This window comes from Trinickia sp. (assembly GCF_035492435.1).
Lineage (GTDB): Bacteria > Pseudomonadota > Gammaproteobacteria > Burkholderiales > Burkholderiaceae > Trinickia.
On the sequence record NZ_DATJJF010000014.1, the window covers coordinates 1 to 16,988 of the forward strand.

Sequence of the window (16,988 nt, forward strand, 5' to 3'; positions counted from 1 at the left end):
ATGCGGCGCGCGCCGGCTATACCGTGCAAGATGACAATGACAATCAAAATCAAAAATATCAAACCTTGATGCCACGACTCAAATCGCAGTTGCTCAAGGAGATTTCCGACCAGGGACGCCAGCGAGCGCTAACGCTTTAAAAATCTTTGACCTGCTTCCTGCCGGACCGATCGGCCTGAATTTCTGTCACAACGAACGCTGTAAGCGCGCATGACTGGTAACGTGGATAGGCTTACCCCGGGCGGGCGACATAATTACGCCGCCACCACCCCGGTTGAAAGCTGGTTACCACTGCGCACCGTGCCATGGCTAGCGAACTTGCAACGCCAGTGGCAAAGCCCACTTGCAATCATGCCGCGGTTCGTAGGGAACAAGTGATGCCCACTCGGGGGGCTTCTAGAGCCGCGGCCCCGCGCTTAAGGCTGCTGCCCTGCGCTTTGCGCCAGCTGAGAGACCTTGTCTTTCAGCCATTTCTCCACCGACGGAAAGACGAACTTGCTGACGTCGCCGCCCAATTGCGCGATCTCGCGGACGATGGTGCCTGAAATGAACTGATACTGGTCCGACGGCGTCATGAACATTGTCTCGACATCGGGCAGCAGGTAGCGGTTCATTCCCGCCATCTGAAACTCATATTCGAAATCGGACACCGCCCGCAGCCCGCGCACAATGACACGGGCATTATTCGCTCTTACGAAGTCTTTCAGGAGCCCCTCGAAACCCATCACCTGCACGTTCGAGTAGTGGCCGAGCACTTCCCGAGCAATGTCCAAGCGCTCCTGCAGCGCGAAGAACGGCTTCTTGGCCCGGCTGTCGGCCACACCGACCACGAGGGTGTCGAATATGCTCGCCGCGCGGCGCACGAGGTCCTCGTGACCCCGCGTGAGCGGGTCAAATGTACCTGGGTACACGGCGATTACCATCGGCATCTCCTCTTATCGTTCGTCATGGACGCTTCGCACGGACCGGGACCGCCGGCCGTGACAAGTGCACCGAGCGCGTCAGCACGCCCGGGCTCACGTTTGAAACGCGCATTATTCATCATTTTGACGACGCAGCAAATGATAATGGACCGCTCCCGCCTTGCCACGACGAACAATTGACCATCCAGCCAACAACGGTGCATGTGTATCGAGCGGCTCCGCCGATTCCGCATACAACTGCCCATCCGGGCTGACGAGAGGCAACGAAAGCTCGAGCGCACGCTCGAGCATGCCGGTGCCAAAGGGAGGATCAAGGAAAACCACGTCGAAAGAAGCAGGCGCCAGGCTTGCCGCAAGCCGCAACGCGTCCGCCTCTGCAATTTCGATCATGCGCGCCGATAGCCGCGCTTGGTTCTCACGCAGTCGCTGCGCAGCCCGAGGATTGCGCTCCACCATCACGACACGTTGTGCGCCCCGCGAGGCAGCTTCGAAGCCCAGCGCGCCACTGCCGGCGAAAAGATCGAGGCAGCGCTGGCCGTCCAGCCGTTGGCCCAGCCAGTTGAACAGAGTCTCCCGCACGCGGTCGGGCGTCGGCCGCAGCCCTTCGATATCGAGCACGGGCAAGGGCGTGCGCTTCCAATCGCCGCCGATGATCCGCACGCTGTTTGGCTTGCCGCCGCGTGCAGAACCGCTGGCACCTGCCGCGGCGGGCGAGCGTGGCGCACGTGCGGCCGATGCAGGCGCCGCGTCCGACACAGACCGGGAGAACGAAGGGGACGAGGAACGGCGCATGCGGACAGTCGAAAATGCAAGAAATTAAAAGAAATGCGATCAACGCGGACGAACTCGACGGCGCGCCACAAGCATGGCGGCGACGCTGACGGCCAACGTTACCACACCGCATACGTGTGCGCCCGCCAGTGTGGTCGCGGGACAGGTCGCCCCTGATAGAATGGACCCCTTCTTTCGCGCGTCTTAGGCCGCACATTGTCGCCGCATCACACGGCACTCCGCCTGCACCGGTGCCCGCTGCTCCTTAGCTTCGCCGCGCGAATTCCAACGCCCGATACCATGTTCAGCTTTTTCAAACGATTCAAGGGCTCGAAAACGCCCGATAACGGCAACGAGACCAATGAGCGCGCTGCGGACGAGGCGGCATCGACGCCCTCCTCCACAGTGCCCTCCTCCCCGGCGCCCTCCTTCGTGCCGTCGGAAGCATCCGCCAACGCAACGGCGGAGTCCCGCGAACGATCCGCGCAGACCATTCGCGAAGAGGCCGATCGGATTCCATCGCCTGCGCACGCAGGCGATGCCTCCTTGCCCACGCGTGCCAGCATGGCCAGTGAGGTCATGAGCACGCCGCCCGCAAGCGCCGCGCCCGCCAATGAGACCGCCGAAATCGTACCTCCGCCGCCGCCAGAACCGGCCGCGAAGCAGTCGTGGCTCGCACGGCTCAAAACGGGGCTGGCAAAGACGAGCGCAGGCCTCACGGGGATCTTCGTCGGCGCCAAGATCGACGATGAGCTCTACGAAGAACTCGAGACGGCGCTGCTCATGTCCGATGCCGGCGTCGAGGCGACGGAGTACCTCCTCGGCGCGCTGCGCGACAAAGTCCGCACGGCACGGCTCACCGAGCCACAACAAGTCAAGGCGGCGCTGCGTACACTCCTCGTCGATCTCTTGAAGCCGCTTGAAAAATCGCTCGTCCTCGGCCGTGCGCAGCCCATGGTGACGATGATTGCGGGGGTCAACGGCGCGGGCAAGACAACCAGCATTGGCAAGCTCGCCAAGCACCTGCAGCATTTTGACCAGTCAGTCCTGCTCGCCGCCGGCGACACCTTTCGTGCTGCCGCGCGCGAGCAGCTCGCGATTTGGGGCCAGCGCAACAACGTCACGGTGGTCTCGCAGGAAAGCGGGGACCCGGCCGCTGTAATCTTCGACGCGGTCAGCGCTGCGCGCGCACGCGGGATCGATGTCGTCATGGCCGACACGGCCGGCCGACTTCCGACTCAGCTGCATCTGATGGAGGAGCTGAAGAAGGTAAAACGCGTGATTGGTAAGGCGTTCGACGGCGCACCGCACGAGGTGCTGCTCGTCATCGATGCCAATACCGGCCAGAACGCGCTCGCGCAAGTGAAGGCGTTCGACGATGCGCTTTCGTTGACCGGCCTCATCGTTACAAAGCTCGACGGCACGGCGAAAGGCGGTATCCTCGCGGCCATCGCACGGCAGCGGCCCGTGCCGGTCTATTTCATCGGCGTGGGCGAAAAGGTCGAAGACCTGCAACCGTTTAGCGCCGAGGAGTTTGTCGACGCGCTGCTGGGCTGACGCAGCGTCACGCTGCTCGACGAGCCGCTAAGCGCGTGTCCGTCGCGCAACGCAAGGTGAGCGGGGGACGCGGTCACAGACAGTCGACTTAGGGCCGCTTAGGTCACCTTATGGCCTCTCATTGCGCGTCGGGCTGTACACCCGGCGCCGCGCGCGCGAATGCGTCCAGCGTGCACGCATAGTCGTAGATGCGCTGAATGGTCGGGTAAGGCTGCATGTCGATGTGCGAGCGATGGGCATTGAAGACTTGCGGCACGAGGCAAAGGTCGGCGACGGTCGGCTCGTCACCGAGCACCAGCTTGCCGACCCGAGGCTCGGCCGACAGCTGTGTCTCGAGCGAACGGAAGCCGGCCTCGATCCAGTGCCGGTACCAGTTCCTCTTGATCTCGTCGCCCACACCGGCCTCCTCGACGAGATACTTGATCACACGCAAATTATCGAGCGGATGGATATCGCTGGCGATTTGCTGCGCGACCGCCCTGACGTAGGCACGATCGGCTGGAGCACGCGGCAGTAGCGACGGCTCAGGATGCGTTTCGTCCAGGTACTCGATGATGGCGAGCGACTGCCTCAGCACGACGTCGCCGTCCACCAGCGTCGGCACGAGCGCATCCGGGTTCAGCTTGCGATAATCGAGATGCAACTGCTCCCCGCCCGAGCGCAGGAGGTGGATAGGCACGTAGTCGTACGGCAGGTTCTTCAGATTCAGCGCAATGCGCACGCGATACGATGCCGAACTGCGGTAATAGCTGTACAGCTTCATCCGAACCTCCCGTGCGATGTCAGACTCCGCTCGTCGCGTCACTCACACAACGCGCACACTGATGTCGCCAAGGCCGTCGACGCCCCCCGTCATCACGTCGCCCTTCGTCACCGCGCCGACACCCTCCGGCGTGCCCGTGAAAATGAGGTCGCCCGGCTGCAGTTCGAACAGCGTCGACAGAATGGCGATTGTCTCGGGAATCGACCAGATCAGCTGGGAGATGTCTCCGCGCTGTTTGTCGACGCCGTTGACCTTGAGCCAAATCGCACCGCGATCGATATGGCCGACCTCAGACGCCGGGTAAATCGGACCGAGCGGCGCCGACTGATCGAAGCCCTTTGCCGCGTCCCACGGGCGGCCGAGTTTCTTGGCTTCCGCCTGGAGGTCGCGCCGCGTCATGTCCAGGCCGAGCGCATAGCCGTAGACATGTTCGAGCGCACGCTCGACGGGAATGTCCTTGCCGCCCTTGCCCAGCGCGGCAACGAGTTCCATTTCGAAGTGGACATTGCTCGTCAGCGTTGGATAGGGGAATTCGGCCGTGACGCCGGGCGCGGCATAAAGGATGGTATCAGCGGGCTTCGCGAAGAAGAACGGCGGTTCGCGGTCAGGGTCGTGGCCCATCTCGCGTGCGTGTGCCGCGTAGTTGCGACCGACGAGGTAAATGCGGCGTACCGGAAAATGCTGGCTTGCGGTGGCGGCGCCTCCCACTCGTTCAACGATCGGCACCGTGATCGCAGGCGCCGGGGCGAATGCGTAGTCCATCTGTTCTCCATTCGGATTGTGGATCGGCGTCGACAGCAGCGCCGCGACGCGCGAGCCCTCAGTGTAACGCGGCGGCAACCCTTCCATAAGGAGGCTGGACCGCCCAGTCGCAACCCAGTCGCAACCCCTCGCCGCTCAATAACCGCCCATTAGCGGACCTTGCCGGAAGGCGCCGCATGGCATACTCAGTGACGTTTTAACGCAAACTCGGGGAGCACATAGCCCCCATTGCCTCCGATGACAGAAGCCACATCCTTCCCCTGCGCCCGCTTTATCAAAGAAATTGGGCGCGGCGCCCATGGCGCCAGAGCCCTGTCGCCAGAAGACACGTATGCGCTCTATAACGCGATGCTCGACGGCCGCGTTTCGGACGTCGAGCTCGGCGCAGTGCTGCTCGCCTATCGCATCAAAGGCGAAACGGCCGCCGAGCTGGCCGCCATGCTTGCGGCCGCTCATGCGTCGTTCGAGCCGGTGCGCGTGGCCGATGCTGCGCGTCTTGCCATCTCGATTCCGAGCTACAACGGCGCGCGCAAGCAGCCTAATCTCGTGCCGCTGCTCGCGCTGCTGCTCGCGCGCGAAGGCATTCCGACGCTCGTGCATGGCGTCACGACCGATCCGGGCCGGGTAACCAGTGCCGAGATTTTCGGCGCACTCGGTATCGCGCCGGCCACTTCACATGCCGCGATCGAGAACGAACTCGCCACGCGGCGCGTCGCCTTTGTGTCGATCGACGTGCTTGCGCCGAAGCTGGCACGGCTGCTCGCGCTGCGCCGGATCATGGGCGTGCGCAACTCGACGCACACTTTGGTGAAGCTGCTGCAGCCATTCGCACCGGCGGGCTTGCGGCTCGTCAATTACACGCATCCTGAGTATCGGGAAAGCCTCGCAGCGCTTTTTCTCGGCCACCCCGAGGCTGCGGCGGGCGGCGCGTTGCTCGCGCGCGGAACGGAAGGCGAGGCCGTCGCCGATACGCGCCGGCAGGTGCAGATCGACTGGCTGCACGATGGCATCGCCGACACGCTTGTCGAGCCGGAGCGCTCGTCTCCTGACGTTCAGCCCGTCGCGCTCCCGGAATCGCGCGACGCAGCGACCACGGCCGAGTGGATCGATTCCGTGCTGGCGGGAAAAATACCGGTGCCGCCGACGCTCGCGCGGCAAGTGAACACGATCGTGCAGATTGCTCGGATTGCGCGGCATGCCTAGCGCACGCCTCGGCCAGCATCGCGACACACGCGCTCACGCCTCGAGCGCGCAGCGCGTCGCTTGCCAGGCAAGAAGGCGCCAAAGGCCGCTCTCTTGGGCCTGAATGGCCGTATAGGCAATCGGATAGAGCAGCGCTCCGTGGTTCGCTTCCATTTCAAACAGGGCGCGCCCAGTGACGAGGCACGTTTCGCGGCCGACAGGCAGCACATCCTGCGACTGGACTTCGATTTGCCGATAGCGGCGATGCCCGCCGGAAATCGCGTCGATGAACTGCTGCTTCGTTTCACGCTTGCCGTTGGTATGGATGAAGCTCGCGTTATCCGAAAGCAATTGGTAAAGCAGCGAAACGTCGCCGTCTACCATTGCGCGAAACCGCTCCTGCTCCAGCCCGCGAATCGCTTCAATCACCTTTGCCGCCATCGCTAAGCTCCCACCTCCAAGCGTCGCATGGACGCCCGGTCAGAAGTTGTATTGCACGTATAGCTGGGTGAAATCTATACCAGGATTCGGCTCTTTGATACCGCCGTTTGAGGTATGTTGATAGCGTAGCCCGACCTGATACTGCTGACGACTGCCGAATTGCAAGCCGACGCCGCCCACTAACGTGAATCCAAAGGCCGTCCCAAGGCTGTAGTTTGCGTTGATGGTGGCATGCGTGAGGCCGCGCACCCCTGCTCCGACTTCAACGTAAGGTCTGATCTCGCCGGTATCCTGGATGAAGCGCACGATCGGTGTCACGCCGAGTCCGAAGACGTTGTTGTTCGATGGGCCCTGGTTCGTGTGCCAGTAACCGACGTGAGCCTCGCCGACAAGCGAAAAGTGCCACCCGCGAACGTACCACCACTGGATACCCGGATCCCACATGAACCCGACATCGACCTGTTTGACGCCGTGCTCTCCTATGCCACCCGTCAATTGCGCGCCAAAGGTGTCGGCGCGCGCGGCCGATGCAACCGACGCCAGCAACACGGCCGTTGCGCCGGCGCACCAAACGGGCGCACACCGGTTCCGACTGATGTTTTTCACACAGACCTCCGATGGCGTCGTTTAGAGGGCCATAGCAGGTTATATCGGAGACGAACTCGCCGCAATGACGGTCGGGGTTCTATTTCATCGCATCAATGCATGCTTCTACGCGAGAGGCGCGAACGAGCAAGGCCGTTGCCACTGGTCTGCGTGTTGACGTGATATGGCATGAATTCCGGGCCCCGTTGCGGGAGTGAGATTAGTCACCTATCGCCTCGCATTTTTGATAGTTACGAGGGAACTTTGGGCTGCTTCGCGATTTCAAACGCTTAGCACTCGACTCCAGGGAGTGCTAATATCCCGCGTGGAGTCGAATTTGTGACTGAGCGGTAGTCTGATTACCAAGGAGTCTCGCACGTGAGCAACGCAATGCCCCTTCCGAGCCCTCTCGCCCCGGCACCTGCCAAGGCCGAATCGGCGGGTGCTCTGACGCTCGCGCCCATGTCGATGCTGCCCGGCCAGCTTGGCAACATCGACGCCTACATCCAGGCCGTCAATCGCATTCCGATGTTGACGGCTGCGGAGGAGCGCGAACTCGCCACCGAATATCGCAATCGCAATAGCCTGGACGCCGCGCGCCGGCTCGTGCTCTCACACCTGCGGCTCGTCGTCTCGATCGCGCGTAACTACCTCGGCTATGGCTTGCCTCATGCGGATCTGATCCAGGAGGGAAACATCGGCCTCATGAAGGCCGTAAAGCGCTTCGACCCCGAGCAAAACGTGCGCCTGGTCTCGTACGCGATTCACTGGATCAAGGCCGAGATTCACGAGTACATCCTGCGCAACTGGCGGATGGTCAAGGTGGCAACGACCAAAGCGCAGCGCAAGCTGTTCTTCAACCTGCGCAGCCACAAGCAGGACGTGCACGCATTTACGCCCGAAGAGATCGACGGCCTCGCCAAAGAGCTGAACGTGAAGCGCGAGGAAGTGACGGAAATGGAAACGCGCCTCTCCGGGGGCGACGTCGCGCTGGAAAGCCACATTGAGGATGGCGAGGAGTCGTACGCACCGATCGCCTATCTGACCGATCCGCATAGCGAGCCCGCCGCCGTGCTGGCTGCGCGCCAGCGCGACAAGCTTCAGACGGACGGTATTGCAGAGGCGTTGGATTCGCTCGATGCGCGCAGCCGCCGCATCATCGAGGCGCGCTGGCTCAATGTCGCAGATGACGGCTCGGGTGGCTCGACCCTGCATGAGCTTGCCGACGAATTCGGCGTTTCGGCCGAGCGCATTCGCCAGATCGAGGCGAGCGCCATGAAGAAAATGCGCAACGCGCTCGCCGCTTACCAGTAAGCCACTGCGGGTGGGGTGCTAAGGCTCCACGCAAAAATACATCCTGCCTGCCAAAAACACCCTGCCGCCGATTAGGCCGCGGGGTGTCTCTCGTTATGCCCTGTGGCCGGACACCACGCCAATGCTCGAACGTTGGTCGATGTCGCTCACGGACTAAAGACGCCGTTCGCGCGCTAATCGGTCGGCCATATCTTGCGGCTTGCCGATCTTACGGCCTGCGCCGACTCGAGCGCCAGCAGATCCTGAGCGCGCTGGCGGCATAGTCGATAATCCAAACGGCGCACACGCGCCTTGATGCCCGGAAGCGCCACGGGGACCACGGATAACTCAGTCACCCCCAGCCCGACGAGCACTGGCACAGCGAGCGGATCGGCGGCCAGTGCACCGCAGACGGCGACCGGCTTGCCATGCTTCGCGGCCCCGCGCGTGGTCGCATCGATGAGCCGCAGCACGGCCGGATGCAGACTGTCGGCCCGCGCCGCCAGCTCAGATTGGCGTCGGTCCATGGCGAGCGTGTATTGCGTGAGGTCGTTCGTGCCAATTGAGAGAAAGTCGGCGTAACGCGCAATTTGATCCGCGAGCAGCGCGGCCGAGGGCACTTCGATCATGGCGCCTACTTCGAGACGGTGCATGCGGCCAGCGGCACGTGCAAGCGCGTCGATGCGCTCGCGCAGGCGCCGCAGTTCGTCGGCATCGGTGATCATCGGCAGCAGTACTCGCACTGAGCCGTGTGGTGTCACGGCAATGAGTCCACGCAGTTGCTCGTCAAGCAGATCGGGGCGCACTTGCGCAATCCGCACGCCGCGTAGGCCAAGCGCGGGATTGCTCTCGTGTGGCTGCTTCAGATAGGGCACCGCTTTGTCAGCATCGGCGTCGAGCGTGCGCATGACCGCAGTGCGCCCTGCTAGCGCGTCGACGATCGATTGATAACTCGCGCGATGCTCCTCCACGCTCGGTGCCGTCGCTCGATGCATGAAAAGCAGTTCCGTGCGCAGCAAACCGACGGCGTCCGCGCCGTTCTCGAGCGCAGCTCCCACGTCGTCCAGCGTCGCAATGTTGGCGGCTACTTCAATCGAACGGCCGTCCAGCGTTGTCGCCGCCTCGTGCGACAAGCGTCGGTTCGCCTCGCGCACACCCAAAAGACGCTGTCGCTCCGCTTGCGCACGCTCGACGTCGAGTGTACTCGGCGCGTACTCGAGCCTGCCTGCGCTGGCGTCAACGACGACTGCCACGCCCTCGGGTAACGCATAAATCGCATCGCCAAGCGCAACGAGCACAGGGATCCCGAGCTGGCGAGCAATGATCGCTGCATGTGATGTTGCGCCGCCGCCTGCCATCAGAAGCGCGGCGATGCGGGCTCGATCGAGCGAAGCCAAGTCCGACGGTGTGAACTCGGGCGCGGCAAGCACCGCATTGTCGAGCAGCGCGCGAGCGGTCTCGCGCCAATAGCCGAGCTCACGCAAAACGCGCTTTTCCAGATCGCGCAGATCGGCCGCGCGTTCGGCAAGCAAGCTGTCTTCCACCCCGGCAAGGACTGCTGTCTGGGCGCGGATGACCTCCCTCCATGCGAACCCCGCGCTCTTGCCGAGGCTAATAAGATCCCGCGCCATGTCCACGAGCGTCGGGTCATCGAGCAGCACACGATGCACGGCAAAAATACCCGCCTCGCCGACGGCGCCGCGCTGGGATGCATCGCGCACCATCGCGTGCAGCGCCGCGTCGGCGGCGGAAAGTGCACGATCGAGCCTTCTGCTTTCCGCGGCCGGCGGGACGCTCGCCATCTCAGGCACATTCGGCTCGGTGACGCCCCAATGCATCAGCGGGCCGACAGCGATGCCGGGCGCAGCGCACACGCCTGCAAGCGTGTTCGAATCGTGCGAGGTGTCGAGCCTGCGCGGTGCCTCACTGGGCGCCGGCACCGCGAAGCGCGCCGGCATCTCGTCGAGCGCCCCAAGCGTTTCGCGCAACAGCTCGCGGACAACGGCTTCGACGGCCTCATACGCATCCGGGCCACGGCCATGGACTTCCACCGTCGCGCCTTGTCCCGCACCTAGGCCCATCAGCGCGACGACACTCTGAACGTTCGCCCGTCGCGTCCCATGGCTCACCTCCACACGCGCATCGAAGCCGCGTGCTGCTTCACGTGTGCGCGCTGCCGGCCGCGCGTGCAGCCCGCCTTGAGCAGACAGGGTGATGATGCTCGACGCCTCGATCACTGAGTCCGGCGCGGCATCGATGGGTGTTGTGGCGCCAGATCTTCGACGCAAGACGAGCAGCGTGTCGCCGGCCTTGACGCTCGTGCGCCCCTCGCCCGTCGCATATTGAGCGACCTCAAAAACATCCGAGTTGGCAATCGCCATGACGGAGACGAGGCTTGGCACCTGAGCCCCGACGAGATTCGGGTCGAACTCGATCAAAAGATCGCCCGCTTTCACCGCCTCGCCGTGCGTCACCTTAGTCGTGAAGCCCTGCCCGTTGAGTTGAGCGGTGTCGATGCCAACATGAAGCAGAATCTGTACACCCGCGGGCGTCTGCAGCGTCACCGCATGGCCGGCTTGCGCCAAATGCGTGACGACGCCGTCGCACGGCGCCACCAAGCGGCCGTCGAGCGGGTCGATACCGATGCCATCGCCGAACATGCCGCCCGCGAAAACAGGGTCCGGCACGTCGGCCAACAACACTACGATACCGGCCAGCGGCGCCAGCAAGACGATTCCGTCCTCGATCTGGCCCATCGATTGGGAGTCCTCGGCACGCTCCATCGTTACACCTCGCCTTATGCGGTGTCAGCCATTCGGCACGGTTCGGTGAACCCGTGCCGCTAGTTGCACCGCATCGTCTCGCCGTGCTTCGGCGCTTCAGTGGGTAACGCAGTCAGTATGTCTGTAACGCCGTGCTCGTGCACAGTCTCAGTTGTGATGTGGCGCAGCGATTGCGGCAAGCGCATCGTCAGGCATTGTCGACGATCGCTTCCCCTTCCACATACGTTGCCGCAAGGGTGAGGCCACGCTCCAAGACTACGACGTCGGCCCACGCACCGCGCGCAATCCGGCCCCGATCCTCGATACCGAGATAGTCAGCCGCGTAACGCGACATGCGGTTCGATACATCGGCGAGAGGCAAGCCGAGCGCGACCAGGTTGCGCAGTGCGTCATCCATCGTCAATGTGCTGCCGGCGAGCGTGCCGTCGGCAAGGCGCACGCCGCCTAGACATTTCGTTACGCGCTGACTGCCGAGCCAATATTCGCCGTCGGGCATGCTGGTGGCGGACGTGCTGTCCGTCACAACGTAAAGACGCGGAATGGCACGCAGTGCAGCACGAATCGCGCCCGGGTGCACGTGCAAGAGGTCGGGAATGATCTCGGCAAACTCCGCGTGCGCCAGTGCCGCACCGACGAGCCCCGGGTTGCGGTGATGCATCGGCGACATGGCATTGAACAGATGCGTGAAGCCGCAAGCGCCGTGCTCGAGCGCTGCGAGTGCGTCGTCATAGGTGGCAAGCGAATGGCCAAGTTGGACGCGCACGCCGCGTGCCGCCATCTCTGAAATGATCTGCAGATGCCCGGCGATTTCAGGCGCGAGCGTCACGACGCGAATCGGCGCGAGCGAGAGGTAGTGCAGCACTTCGTCGAGTGCGGCCGATACCGCCGCGTCCGGCTGCGCACCAAGCTTGCCGGGATTGATGTAGGGCCCTTCCAGATGCACACCGAGTACGCGGGCGGCGCCCGGCGTGCGCCGATGCGCGAGTTCACCCAAGCCTGCGACCACCGCCATCAGTTCGTTGCGCGGCGCAGTCATCGTTGTGGCCAGCAGGCTGGTCGTGCCGTGGCGAGCGTGCGTGCGTGCGATGATGTCGATCGCCGTGCCGCCCTCCATGACGTCGGCACCGCCCCCCCCATGCACATGCAAATCGATGAAGCCAGGCAGGATATAGGGTGCGTCGTTGGTGTCCGGATCCCCACGCACGCCATCGATCGACGCGATGCGACCGTTTTCGAATGCGAGCGTGCCGAAAATCCAGCCGTCAGGCGTCAGGATGTTTCCCTTGAGCATGGTGTCGAGTCTGGGTGGTAGGCGGGCGCTGCGGTGCGCAGCGGGCAGGCGCGCAGCCAGCGGCGCGAGCGCATGGGCGATGCGTCTATGTCCTCATGGAGGGCTATACCGAGCTGAAACCCATTATATAACCCGCTTAGTCGGCATCCATCCAGTCTGTGCCATGCCGTATAGGGGAACGCGGCAAGGCACCGGAGGGGGCATTAGCCCAGCAGCAGTCTCAAATCATGAATCCAGGGCCGCACGCCCTGCCCGTCGCGAGCGAAAAGCCGCAACTTGCCCGACGGATCGAACACATAGCTCGCGGCCGTATGGTCCATCGTATAGCTGTCCGGCGTCTTGCCCTCTACCTTTGCGTAATAGACGCGAAAGTCCTTGGCGACCTTGGCCAGTTGAGCGTCCGTCGGGCGCAAGCCGATAAACGAAGGATTGAACGCTGCAACGTATTGCGACAGAACCTCCGGCGTATCGCGCGCCGGATCGACAGTGACGAACAGCACCTGCACGCGCGCCGCATCGGGCCCGAGCTGCTGCATCGCCTGCGAGAGCTCCGCCATCGTCGTCGGACACACGTCCGGGCAATGCGTGTAGCCGACCAACAGAATAACAGCCTTGCCCTTGAAATCCGCGAGCGTGCGTAGCTTGCCGTTGGTATCGGGCAGCGCGAAGTCCGTTGCGAACTGTGAGTTGCCGGTGATGTCGAGATTTTGGAACGAGGGCTGCTTATTGTCGCATCCCGCCAGCACCAAGGCGCCGCCGACGGCGCACGCAACCAATGCGGCGCGCACGCGCCGCACGAGTGAAGTGACAAACATGTCGTTCATCATGCCCCGATAAAACCACGCGCGTAGTGATCGACCAGCAGCGCGGCAAACAGCAGCGAAAGATAGACGATCGAGTAGCGGAACGTCTTGCGGGCCAGTGCGTCGGTGTACTCACGGTAGACCTTCCACGCATAGGCGAGGAAGATCGCGCCAAGCAGCACGGCCGATGCCAGATAGACAACGCCGCTCATTCCCGAAATGAACGGCATCAACGTCACGACAAACAAAATGATCGTATAGAGCAGGATGTGCAGCCGCGTGAACTGCTCGCCGTGCGTGTTCGGCAGCATGGGCAAACCGGCGTTTTCGTAGTCCTTGCGCCGGTACAGCGCGAGCACCCAGAAGTGCGGCGGCGTCCAGACGAAGATGATCAGCACGAGGATCCACGCGTCGCCGGGCACATGGCCCGTTACAGCGGCCCAACCTAGTGCCGGCGGCATAGCCCCCGATGCACCGCCAATCACGATGTTTTGTGGCGTGGCCGGCTTGAGCAGCAACGTGTAGATGACGGCATAGCCGACGAACGTCGCGACCGTGAGCCACATCGTCAACGCGTTCGTGAACGCGTAAAGGGTGACCATGCCGAGCCCGCCGAGCACCGCCGAGAAAAGCAGAATTTGCGCAGTCGTGATCTCGCCGCGCGCCGACGGGCGCCAGGCAGTGCGGCGCATAGCAGCGTCGATTTTTTGCTCGACGAGGCAGTTGATCGCAAACGCAGCACCGGCAAGGAGCCATATGCCGACGGTTCCGCCAATGAGCACCTTCCACGGCACCATGCCTGGCGTCGAAAGAAACATGCCGATGACCGCGCAAAAAACGGCCAACTGCGTTACGCGCGGCTTCGTCAGCGCGAGATACTGCGAAAGGCGCGAGCCTAGGTTATGAGAAAGTGTTGTGCTGTCCATGAAGGTTACGCTGGAGCGGCGTCGCGCGTCGGTACGGCAGCGTGGCCGTGACGGCTGAAGGCGGTGCGAAAGTTTATCATAACGATCAAAAGCAACAGTACCGCGGCCCCACCGTTATGCGCCACCGCGATCGGCAGCGGCCACTGCAGCACGATATTCGAAAGCCCCGTCGCAAACTGGATCGCGAGCACGGCCAAAATGCCGTTCGCCGGCCGTGTCAACGACGCAAATCGGCGTAGCCGCAGCGCCAACCCGGCCAAATAGGCAATGACAACGAAAGCGAACGTGCGGTGCGTCCAATGGATCGCGACGAGGGCGTCCTGCGTGATGACTTCGCCGTCGCCGGTCATGCCGAGCGCTCGCCACAAGTGGAAGCCGTGTGCAAAGTCCATCGGCGGAATCCACTGGCCATTGCAGGTCGGGAAATCGGTGCAGGCAAGCACCGCGTAGTTGGTACTCACCCAGCCGCCGAGCGCGATTTGCAAGACGAGGAGCGCCAGGCCAGCCAAGGCGGCAACGCGATATCGTGCCGCTTCGGGCTCGTAGGCAGGAATCGGCGTGGCACGTGCCGCGAGCCACCCGAGGGCGCCCAGCAACGCAAGCCCGAGCAGCAGATGCGTCGTGACGATGATCGGCTGGAGCTTCATCGTGACCGTCCACGCCCCAAAGGCGCCTTGCACGCCGATCAGCACGAGCAACGCCGTCGGCCACCAAGGCGAGACCTGCAGCGGGCGACGCCTCATGCGCGCGGCCCAGGCGATGGCGGTCTGCGCGATGATGAGGACACCGATCGCCATCGCGAAATAGCGATGAATCATTTCGATCCAAGCCTTCGTCATGCTGACCGGCCCGGTTGGCAGAGCAGCGTGTGCCGCCGCGATCTGCGCATGCGCAATGAAGGGCGATGCGGTGCCGTAACAACCCGGCCAATCGGGGCAGCCGAGCCCCGAATCGGTCAAACGCGTAAAGCCGCCGAACATGACGAGATCGAGCGTGAGGAACGTCGTCACCCACACGAGCTTACGGAACTTGTCATCGCTACCCTTCACCCAGACATAGCTGAGCGGCAGCAATGCAACGCAAAGTCCGATCAGCCCCAACTGCACTATGAACATGCCCTACCTCTAAAAAACGTCTGTATTGTCATTGGTCATTCCACTCAGCCGATGCTCGACCACTTCAACAGCTTCGTCACATCGTTCTTGATCTTGCTCGGATTCGGATCCTTCGGAAAACGCATCATGAGGTTGCCGTTCGGATCCACGAGATAGATGTGATCCAGGTCGCGCGTATTCGCCTCGGCGGGAAGCCAGGCCGCCAGCGCGGACGGATCGGCAATCAGCATCCGTGTGTCGGGATAAGCCGCCTTGATCGTGTCCGGAACCCGCCCTTTGTCCGTGCGTAGCCACAGCGTCACGATCCGTTGCCGCTCACCCGCTTGCGTTGCACGGACTTGCCGCATGAAATAGAGCTTGGTCGCACACGTGGTGTCGCACGCGCTGGCATCCACGGAGATCATCAGCCAACGGCCCCGCAGCGAAGCAAGCGTCATGGGCTGGCCGGCTTCGTCCGTCACGACGAGGGTATCGGGTATAGCGCGTTGGGGCTCGATCAGCTCGCCATAGTTGGTCGTGCCCAAGCTTGGCTTGAACACGTAGTAAGCGAGGTATGCAGCGACCACAGGCGCGGCCGCAACGATGGCAAGCAGCAGCAGGATCCAGCGTCCGCGCTGCCAAGAGCCACGCGAGGCGTTCTTTTTCGCGGGCGAGATAGAGCCCGCTACGCCACGCTCGTCGCTGCGGTGCGTGTTGCGCTCGGGATTGGGCGTGGGCGAAGACGGTATCGACAAAGCGTAGCACCTCATCCAGTCACATTTTTGGCGGCGCGCCGCGCCGCATAGAGGCCGAAGAGGAGCGCCGCCACGGCCATGCCCCACCATTGAAACGTGTAGCCATAATTGCGTTCGACACCCGTGGCCGGCGCCGGCCAATCACGCACGAGCTGGTCGTCGAGGTCACTCGTTTGCTGAATCACGAACGCTTGCAGCGGCAGCCCTGTTTCGGCCGCGTATGCGCTCACATCCAGGTTCTGCCGAATCAGCTGATGCGGCGCGGACCCGCCGTGCCCCAGTTCGAACGCGCGCGACGCATCGGCACGCGCAATACCCTCGATCGTCACATCGCCCTGCGCAGTCGTGTAAGGCGCAATGGCCGTGCGCACGACCGCGTTTCGCGGCAGCCAGCCGCGGTTGACGAGGACATACCCACCGTCAGCCAACTGGAACGGCATGACGACGTAAAAGCCCGGCTGGTCACGATAGGGACGATTATCGAGATAGACGACGTATTGCGGCAAAAAGCGGCCGTATGCGCGCACTCGATGAAACTCGATCGACTTGAGCGCAATCGGGGTAGCGGTCACGTTGCGCGCCGGCGCGTGCTCGTAGCGAGCGATTTGCCCCGCGAGTGCTTCTTTCTGGTGAGCGCGGTCGAGTTGCCAGAAACCGAGCCGAATCGTCACCGCCATGACGAGGAGGATCGCCAATGCGGGAAGTAGTCGAATTTTCATGCGTCGAAGCTTATCCGCCACGTGCCGATATCTCGGCGGCAGCCGCAGGCGGCTTCCGCGGGTGCGATAATTGCGGCTATTGCGTAGCCCTTACGGTTATTCGTTGATCCCATGCATATCATCGTCGCTATCGCTTTCATCCTCATTATCGGCAGCATGGGGTCGGCCCTGTACTTCATGATGCACGATCGGGGCAAAACGAAGCGAATGGTATGGTCGCTTGCAACGCGCGTCGGCTTATCCATTTCGCTTTTTCTGTTCATTCTCATCGCGCATTGGCTAGGCTGGATTCCATACAGCCAAGTGCCCATCGGCCGCTGAGATTCACTTAAGGACTGTC

At 62.8% G+C, this 16,988-nt stretch carries 17 protein-coding genes; 4 read left to right on the forward strand and 13 right to left on the reverse strand.

Annotated elements, in window-relative coordinates; genetic code table 11:
- Nucleotides 1-416: 416 nt before the first annotated feature.
- Both coaD and rsmD read right to left on the reverse strand, forming a co-directional pair.
- The gene (gene coaD / locus VL598_RS01180; protein ID WP_325324869.1) at nucleotides 417-923 is read right to left on the reverse strand and encodes a pantetheine-phosphate adenylyltransferase; all 507 of its coding nucleotides are present in this window, start codon (nucleotides 921-923) and stop codon (nucleotides 417-419) included.
- A 111-nt stretch (nucleotides 924-1,034) separates the two neighbouring features.
- On the reverse strand, nucleotides 1,035-1,715 hold the full coding sequence (gene rsmD / locus VL598_RS01185) for a 16S rRNA (guanine(966)-N(2))-methyltransferase RsmD (protein ID WP_325324870.1): 681 nt from the start codon (nucleotides 1,713-1,715) through the stop codon (nucleotides 1,035-1,037).
- Nucleotides 1,716-1,994: 279 nt separating this feature from the next.
- On the opposite strand from rsmD, the gene ftsY reads away from it, so the two are divergent.
- Nucleotides 1,995-3,251: a signal recognition particle-docking protein FtsY gene (gene ftsY / locus VL598_RS01190; protein ID WP_325324871.1), complete on the forward strand. Its 1,257-nt coding sequence runs from the start codon at nucleotides 1,995-1,997 to the stop codon at nucleotides 3,249-3,251.
- 118 nt (nucleotides 3,252-3,369) lie between these two features.
- On the opposite strand, the gene maiA is transcribed toward ftsY, so the two are convergent.
- Nucleotides 3,370-4,014: a maleylacetoacetate isomerase gene (gene maiA / locus VL598_RS01195; protein ID WP_325324872.1), complete on the reverse strand. Its 645-nt coding sequence runs from the start codon at nucleotides 4,012-4,014 to the stop codon at nucleotides 3,370-3,372.
- 42 nt (nucleotides 4,015-4,056) lie between these two features.
- Nucleotides 4,057-4,776, reverse strand: a complete 720-nt coding sequence (locus VL598_RS01200) for a fumarylacetoacetate hydrolase family protein (RefSeq protein WP_325324873.1) — start codon at nucleotides 4,774-4,776, stop codon at nucleotides 4,057-4,059.
- Between the two features lie 237 nt (nucleotides 4,777-5,013).
- On the opposite strand from VL598_RS01200, the gene ybiB reads away from it, so the two are divergent.
- On the forward strand, nucleotides 5,014-5,979 hold the full coding sequence (ybiB, locus tag VL598_RS01205; protein WP_325324874.1) for a DNA-binding protein YbiB: 966 nt from the start codon (nucleotides 5,014-5,016) through the stop codon (nucleotides 5,977-5,979).
- Nucleotides 5,980-6,012: 33 nt separating this feature from the next.
- On the opposite strand, the gene VL598_RS01210 is transcribed toward ybiB, so the two are convergent.
- Nucleotides 6,013-6,399, reverse strand: coding sequence for a nuclear transport factor 2 family protein (locus VL598_RS01210; protein WP_325324875.1), 387 nt, complete (start codon nucleotides 6,397-6,399; stop codon nucleotides 6,013-6,015).
- 39 nt (nucleotides 6,400-6,438) lie between these two features.
- Nucleotides 6,439-7,005: an acyloxyacyl hydrolase gene (locus tag VL598_RS01215; protein WP_325324876.1), complete on the reverse strand. Its 567-nt coding sequence runs from the start codon at nucleotides 7,003-7,005 to the stop codon at nucleotides 6,439-6,441.
- Between the two features lie 357 nt (nucleotides 7,006-7,362).
- On the opposite strand from VL598_RS01215, the gene rpoH reads away from it, so the two are divergent.
- Nucleotides 7,363-8,298, forward strand: a complete 936-nt coding sequence (rpoH, locus tag VL598_RS01220; protein WP_325324877.1) for an RNA polymerase sigma factor RpoH — start codon at nucleotides 7,363-7,365, stop codon at nucleotides 8,296-8,298.
- Nucleotides 8,299-8,471: 173 nt separating this feature from the next.
- On the opposite strand, the gene ptsP is transcribed toward rpoH, so the two are convergent.
- The 7 genes from ptsP to VL598_RS01255 form a co-directional block, all read right to left on the reverse strand.
- Nucleotides 8,472-11,060, reverse strand: a complete 2,589-nt coding sequence (gene ptsP, locus VL598_RS01225; RefSeq protein ID WP_325324878.1) for a phosphoenolpyruvate--protein phosphotransferase — start codon at nucleotides 11,058-11,060, stop codon at nucleotides 8,472-8,474.
- Nucleotides 11,061-11,247: 187 nt separating this feature from the next.
- The gene (gene nagA, locus VL598_RS01230) at nucleotides 11,248-12,351 is read right to left on the reverse strand and encodes an N-acetylglucosamine-6-phosphate deacetylase (RefSeq protein ID WP_325324879.1); all 1,104 of its coding nucleotides are present in this window, start codon (nucleotides 12,349-12,351) and stop codon (nucleotides 11,248-11,250) included.
- 203 nt (nucleotides 12,352-12,554) lie between these two features.
- A complete protein-coding gene (locus tag VL598_RS01235) occupies nucleotides 12,555-13,166 on the reverse strand; it encodes an SCO family protein (RefSeq protein ID WP_325324880.1) in 612 nt (203 codons plus the stop codon).
- Nucleotides 13,167-13,174: 8 nt separating this feature from the next.
- Nucleotides 13,175-14,080, reverse strand: a complete 906-nt coding sequence (gene cyoE, locus VL598_RS01240; RefSeq protein WP_325324881.1) for a heme o synthase — start codon at nucleotides 14,078-14,080, stop codon at nucleotides 13,175-13,177.
- A 5-nt stretch (nucleotides 14,081-14,085) separates the two neighbouring features.
- Nucleotides 14,086-15,195: a COX15/CtaA family protein gene (locus VL598_RS01245; RefSeq protein WP_325324882.1), complete on the reverse strand. Its 1,110-nt coding sequence runs from the start codon at nucleotides 15,193-15,195 to the stop codon at nucleotides 14,086-14,088.
- Nucleotides 15,196-15,239: 44 nt separating this feature from the next.
- Nucleotides 15,240-15,944, reverse strand: a complete 705-nt coding sequence (locus VL598_RS01250) for a cytochrome C oxidase subunit I (RefSeq protein ID WP_325324883.1) — start codon at nucleotides 15,942-15,944, stop codon at nucleotides 15,240-15,242.
- Nucleotides 15,941-16,648, reverse strand: a complete 708-nt coding sequence (locus tag VL598_RS01255; protein ID WP_325324884.1) for an SURF1 family protein — start codon at nucleotides 16,646-16,648, stop codon at nucleotides 15,941-15,943. Before VL598_RS01255 ends, VL598_RS01250 begins: the two co-directional genes overlap by 4 nt.
- A 111-nt stretch (nucleotides 16,649-16,759) precedes the next feature.
- On the opposite strand from VL598_RS01255, the gene VL598_RS01260 reads away from it, so the two are divergent.
- A complete protein-coding gene (locus VL598_RS01260) occupies nucleotides 16,760-16,969 on the forward strand; it encodes a twin transmembrane helix small protein (RefSeq protein ID WP_325324885.1) in 210 nt (69 codons plus the stop codon).
- The last annotated feature ends 19 nt before the right edge of the window (nucleotides 16,970-16,988 follow it).